The sequence below is a fragment of the bacterium genome (genome assembly GCA_026398675.1).
Taxonomy (GTDB): Bacteria; RBG-13-66-14; RBG-13-66-14; order RBG-13-66-14; family RBG-13-66-14; genus RBG-13-66-14.
Window position 1 is genome coordinate 1 of record JAPLSK010000069.1, and the last position, 5,358, is coordinate 5,358.

7 protein-coding genes are annotated in these 5,358 nt (G+C 65.5%); 6 read left to right on the forward strand and 1 reads right to left on the reverse strand.

The annotated features are described in order from the left end of the window. Window positions 1-280: 280 nt before the first annotated feature. Window positions 281-1,510: a hypothetical protein gene (locus NTW26_01355; protein MCX7020921.1), complete on the reverse strand. Its 1,230-nt coding sequence runs from the start codon at window positions 1,508-1,510 to the stop codon at window positions 281-283. 151 nt (window positions 1,511-1,661) lie between these two features. On the opposite strand from NTW26_01355, the gene NTW26_01360 reads away from it, so the two are divergent. The 6 genes from NTW26_01360 to NTW26_01385 form a co-directional block, all read left to right on the forward strand. Further along, a complete protein-coding gene (locus NTW26_01360; GenBank protein ID MCX7020922.1) occupies window positions 1,662-2,360 on the forward strand; it encodes a DUF2461 domain-containing protein in 699 nt (232 codons plus the stop codon). 209 nt (window positions 2,361-2,569) lie between these two features. Then, entirely contained in the window at window positions 2,570-2,896 is a 327-nt protein-coding gene (locus NTW26_01365) for an endonuclease domain-containing protein (GenBank protein MCX7020923.1), read from the forward strand. Between the two features lie 215 nt (window positions 2,897-3,111). Continuing rightward, window positions 3,112-3,654: a DivIVA domain-containing protein gene (locus tag NTW26_01370; GenBank protein MCX7020924.1), complete on the forward strand. Its 543-nt coding sequence runs from the start codon at window positions 3,112-3,114 to the stop codon at window positions 3,652-3,654. Next, window positions 3,632-3,952 carry a DUF167 domain-containing protein gene (locus NTW26_01375; protein MCX7020925.1) on the forward strand — a complete coding sequence of 107 codons (321 nt, stop codon included), beginning with the start codon at window positions 3,632-3,634 and terminating at the stop codon, window positions 3,950-3,952. The genes NTW26_01370 and NTW26_01375 overlap by 23 nt, the downstream gene beginning before the upstream one ends. Before the next feature lie 5 nt (window positions 3,953-3,957). Further along, window positions 3,958-4,872 (forward strand): tetratricopeptide repeat protein, encoded by a 915-nt coding sequence (locus tag NTW26_01380; GenBank protein ID MCX7020926.1) that lies wholly within the window; start codon window positions 3,958-3,960, stop codon window positions 4,870-4,872. Beyond that, the coding region (locus NTW26_01385) for a helix-hairpin-helix domain-containing protein (protein ID MCX7020927.1) at window positions 4,869-5,358 on the forward strand (490 nt) is incomplete at its 3' end. The genes NTW26_01380 and NTW26_01385, both read left to right, overlap by 4 nt.

Genomic DNA, 5,358 nt, shown 5'->3' on the forward strand with positions numbered 1-5,358 from the left:
GACCCTCACCCCGGCCCGTAGGCGAACCTCTCCCTGGAAGGGAGAGGGGGAATACGGCAACCCTCACTCCTAACCCCCCACCCAGAGGGGGGAGGGGTTTTTTAGCAGCCCTCACCCTTGCCCCATCGGCGCGCCGCTCCCACGGGGAGAGGGAGACCGTGGGTCGCCGTTTTCACGTTCCCTACCCCGACCCTCACCCCGGCCCTCTCCCTGGAAGGGAGAGGGGGAATACGGCAACCCTCACTCCTAACCCCCACCCAGAGGGGGGAGGGAGAATATGTTATTCCGCGCCCGACGCCATGCGACGCGGGATGACCTCCGCGGTGTTGTCCTGGTAGCTTTTCAGGCCGCCCGGCGCCAGCTCCTTCACGAAGATGCGCAGGCGCTTCCACTCCCGGTGCTCGAAGCGGCCCCACTCCTCTTGCACCTTGCTGTTGAACTCCAGCTCCTGGTGGGCGTCTACGTACTCCAGTCCCCGCGCCTTCGCGTCCCGGATCAGCCCCACGGCGAACATGGTGGTCAGGCCGAGGTTGCGGTACTTATCCCTCACCCCGGCGTAGAAGAGGTCGAGCTGCTGGGTGGTGTTGCGCGCCTTCAATATCTTGAAGATGCCGAAGGGCAGGACGTTCCCCTTCGCCTTCTGGATGCCCTCGGTGATGTCGGGCATGCCCACGATGAAGCCCACGACCTCGTCCGTCTTGGGGTCCACCGGCCGCCCCACCTCTTCCTTGGGAATCTTGTAGATGTACTTCATGAAGTGGGGGTCTATGATGGGCAGGTAGGAGTCTATGAGGGCCCGGCCCTCCTCGGGCGTCATGTGGGCGTACCCGTAGATGAACTCGAAGGTGTCGTTGATGATGACGACGAAGTTGTCCAGGTGGGCTTTGAGCTCCTTCTTCGTCTTGAACTCCACCAGGACGAAACCCTGGCGCTCGAGGCGCTCCATTATCTTCAGGTACACCGCCGGCGCCTCTTTGGGGATTTGTATCCAGAAGACGCGGTAGTCGTAGTCCTTGGCGAAGCCGCACCGCTCGACCAGCCCGGGGAGGTAGGGGAAGTTGTAGTAGGTGGCGATGGTGGCGCGGTGCTCGAAGCCCGCGACCAGCATCCCCTCGGGGTCCTGGTCGGAGAAGCCGTGGGGGCCGGTGATGGTCTCCATGCCCGCGGCCTTGGCCCAGTTCTCGACGGCGCCGAGGAGTCCCTGGGCCACCTCGAGGTCGTCGGGGGATTCCAGGAGGCAGAACCGGGCGTTCTTGGTTTTCCACCGATCGTTCATCTTGCGGGAGGCGATGCCCATTATCCGCCCCACCGGCACGCCATCCTTGTAAGCCAGGAAGCACTTGGCGTCGGCGGAGGCGAAGGCCGGATTCTTCTTCGGGTCGTAGTACTTCCGCTCCTCGTCGTAGAAGGGCGGCACCCACTGGGGAACCCCGGCGTATATCTTCCGGGGGAGGTAGATGAACTCTTTCAGCTCTTTCTTCGTCTCCACGGGCCTAATCTCGACAGCCATCTTCTCCGGCCTCCGGTCGGGGGCGCTCTTTATTTGCGCCGGTAACAAAAAGATAAGGCTTTCCGGGCATTATAAACCATGGGCCGGCGATACGGTAGACCGGGCTGACCGGTCGGGGTAAAATCGAACGACCGCAGTCCCAGGGAGTTTCATGGCCTTGCACCCCGTTTTCCCCTCCGCGGGGATCGAGTTCCTCCGCGACCTCGCCCGCAACAACGTCCGGAGCTGGTTCGAGGAGAACCGGCACTACTACGACCACGTCCTGGTCCCGGCCCTGCGGGGAATTCTCGGCTGGGTCTGGGGGCGGATCGGGTCGTTGTACCCCGGTTACGTCGCCGACCCGCGGGTTAACCGAAGTCTCTACCGGATCAACCGCGACGTGCGCTTCTCCAAGGACAAGTCGCCGTACAAGACGCACCTGGGCCTCTTGATCTACCGGGGCGACCGCTCGGACAGCCCCTGCCTCTATTTCCACTTCGCCACGGACGAGGTGTTCTGGACCAACGGGTGGTACGCGCCGTCCCCGGAGGCCGTCCGCGCTTACCGGAGCTGGGTGGCCGACCCGGCGGTGAACCGGCGGTTCGGCGACGAGGTGTCCCGCGTTTCGGAAAAGTACCCCCTCTCGACGCCCCAGCTCAAGCGGACGCCCCCGGAGGCCCTGGGGCTCGAGCTGCCCCACCCCGAGCTTTTCCTCTACAAGGGGCTGGTGACCTACGCCCCCCGGGAGCCCGGCGATTGGCTCGACCGGCAGGGCTGGCTGGAGGAGGCGGTGGAGATGTTCGGCTTCTGCCGGCCGTTCATGGGCTTTCTGGACGAGTGGCACGACCTGGCCCGGGACGGCGAGCGGTGAAGGCCGAGTTTTCCCTCTCCCTTTTAGGGAGGGGTATTCGCTCATAGGGTGGGCGGTGCTCTCCCCTCTCCCTTCCAGGGAGAGGCTCGCCTACGGGCAGGGTGAGGGTCGCCGCTTTCTCCCTCTCCCCGTGGGAGAGGGATTAAGGGTGAGGGCTACATTAGAAAAAATGTCCCTGCACCACACACCAGATAAATTGCCCCCCCAAGCTGGTCACCTATTCCCGCTCCATGCGGAAGAGCCTGACCGAAGCCGAGAGAAAGCTCTGGCGCCTCTTGCGGGACCGCCGACTGATAAAGGCCAAGTTCCGTCGGCAGCACGTAATCGGCAGTTACATCCTGGATTTTTTCTGCTCGGAGGCCGACCTGGCGGTGGAGATTGACGGCGGGCAGCATGGGTTGCCGGAGCAGGCGGAATATGACCGGCGGAGGGATGAATTTCTGAATGGGCTGGGTATAAAGGTGCTTAGGTTTTGGGCCAACGATGTACTGAAAAATACGCAGGGTGTGTTGGAGGAGATAGCGAAGTATTTGTAATAAGGTAGCCCTCACCCCTAACCCCTCTCCCACGGGGAGAGGGGGACCGCCTTCGGGGAGAGCGGGCTCGACTTACGCTTTGGCCACTAACACCATTACGCCCCGACGCCGGCGCGGGAATCCTTTTTGGCGCCGGCGGCTTGTCATACACCCCGGATGGGCCTATAATTATGGAAACTAATATTTCCCGTTCCACCCCAGACCAGGAGCCGCCGGTGAGGATCACGCCGCAGGACATCCACCACCAGGAGTTCACCCGCTCGGTGCGGGGCTACACCGTCGAGGAGGTGGACGCCTTCCTCGAACGGGTGGCCGACGAGCTGGAGCACGTGCACCAGGACAACACCAAGCTCCGGGACCAGCTGAAGGGGCTGGAGGCGTCCCTGGGCGAGTACCGCCGCCTCGAGAAGAGCATCGAGAAAACGCTGATGGCGGCCACCCAGGCCTCCGAGGACATGACCAAGAACGCCGAGAGCAAGCGCGACCTTATCGTCCGGGAGGCCGAGCTCCGGGCGGAGGAGCTCATCACCGAAGCCCAGCGCCGCCGCGACGAGATCAAGGTCGAGCTGGCCCAGTTGAGTCAGCAGCGCACGGTGTACATCGTCGAGATGCGGGCCTTCCTGCAGGCCCAGATGGGCCTCCTCGACGAGCTGGAGCTCCGCGGCTACAAGGGCTCTCCACGACCCCAGCGCCCCGCGCCGGAGATGCCCGTCGAGCTGGACCTGGATAATCCCGATGACGCGGGTCGTGCCACTTAAAATCGGCAAGGATGGGTCCGGGCGCGCGCTGGTCCCGCTCCACGTCCAGCCGCGGGCGAGGCGCGCCGGACCGGCCGGCCTCCACGACGGAGCGCTGAAACTTCGCCTGAAGAGCCCGCCCGCGGAAGGCCGGGCCAACGCGGAGGCCGCCGGGCTCCTGGCCGACCTCTTGGGAATCCCCCGGAACCGGGTCGAACTGGTGCGGGGATTCCGGAGCCGGGACAAGCTCGCCGCCGTCACCGGCCTGAGCGCGGAGGAGGTCGAGAGGCTCCTGACCGCGCGCCTTGAAGAAGAGTGAAACGTATGGGCCGCCCCGCGATAAAAGTTTTTTTCGCTCTCCTGATTCTCGCCGTCCCGGCGGCCGCCGAATCGGCGTTGGAACTGGTGGGCGACGGGAACGTGGCGCTGCGCGAGGGGAACTACGAGGACGCGGTGGTCTCTTTCAACCGGGCCCTGGAGCTCGAGCCGGGCTACCCGGCGGCGATAAACGGCCTGGGACAGGTGGCGCTGGCCCGGGGCCGGTACGAGGAAGCGCTCCGGTTCCTCCAACCGCTCATCAGCGAATACCAGGGCGATCCGGTCTTCCTCCAGAACCTCGGGATAATCTTCAAGTACGTGGGGGATTACGGCAACGCGGTGGAGATGTTCCGCATGTCCGACAAGCTGTTGCCGGACAACCCGCCGGTCCTGGCCGGTCTGGCCGAAAGCCTCCTCCAGCGGGGCGACGCGCTCGAGGCGCTGCCGCTCACCCGGCGCCTGGTGGACCTCGACCCCGCCCGACCCGACTACCACTACCTCCACGGCATGGCCTCCCTGTACAACAATATAAAGGACGAGGCCCAGAGCGCCTTCGAGCGTACGCTGGCGCTCAACCCCTCCTTCGCCTACGCCTTCGAGCCTCTGTTCGAGATTTACTACGAGAAGGACAACCTGCCCCCGGCCCAGGAGCTGGCCGAGCGTTGGTGCGCCGACCAGACGGGGAACGGTTCCGCCTGGCGGGCCGTGGGCATAGTGGCGGTCCGGCAGGGCGATTTCCCCGCCGCCCTGGAGGCGACCCGGACCATGCTCGAGCGCGGCCGCCTGGACAACAATCTGGTCCAGATCGTCACCAAGTGGCTCCGGGCCACTGACCGGTACGCGGAGGCCCGCGAGCTCTGGGAGCGGGTGCTCGTCCTCGACCCCCACAACGTCTCCGCCGCCACCGAGCTGGAGCGTTGATCGGCCGCGCGGAAACCGCCGCCGTAGTCGCGCTCGCCCTCGCGGCGGCCCTTTTCATCCTCCTCGACCAGACCCACCCCCCGCCCCCCGGTGAAGAGCCCAAGGTGGATTACGCCTTCGTCTTCGGCGACGCCGTGGCGCGTCCCGGCGCCTACCCGTTCCTGCGGGGGACCGCGCCCGATCTGGCCTACATCTACCGCCGGGCCGGGGGTGACCCCGCCCTGGTCGCGGCGCTGCCCAACGTGACGCCCGGCTTGCCGGCGCTGCTCTGGTTCGACCGCCGCTGGCTGGGCTCCCGGACGGAGCTGACGGGGCCGCTCGATTTGAACCGCGCCCCGGCCTACGAGCTGGTGAAGCTGCCGGGCATCGGCGAGGTTCTGGCGCGCCGGATCGTCGAGGGGAGGCCCTATTCCTCGGTTGACGATCTGGTGCGGGTGAAGGGGATCGGCGAGGGGAAGCTGGCGGCGATTAGGGGGCTGGTGACCG

Bases quoted from the DNA above. Each gene is read 5' to 3' on its own strand.
- NTW26_01355 (MCX7020921.1), bottom strand. From the start codon at position 1,510: ATGGCTGTCGAGATTAGGCCCGTGGAGACGAAGAAAGAGCTGAAAGAG.
- NTW26_01360 (MCX7020922.1), top strand. From the start codon at position 1,662: ATGGCCTTGCACCCCGTTTTCCCCTCCGCGGGGATCGAGTTCCTCCGC.
- NTW26_01380 (MCX7020926.1), top strand. From the start codon at position 3,958: ATGGGCCGCCCCGCGATAAAAGTTTTTTTCGCTCTCCTGATTCTCGCC.
- NTW26_01375 (MCX7020925.1), top strand. From the start codon at position 3,632: ATGACGCGGGTCGTGCCACTTAAAATCGGCAAGGATGGGTCCGGGCGC.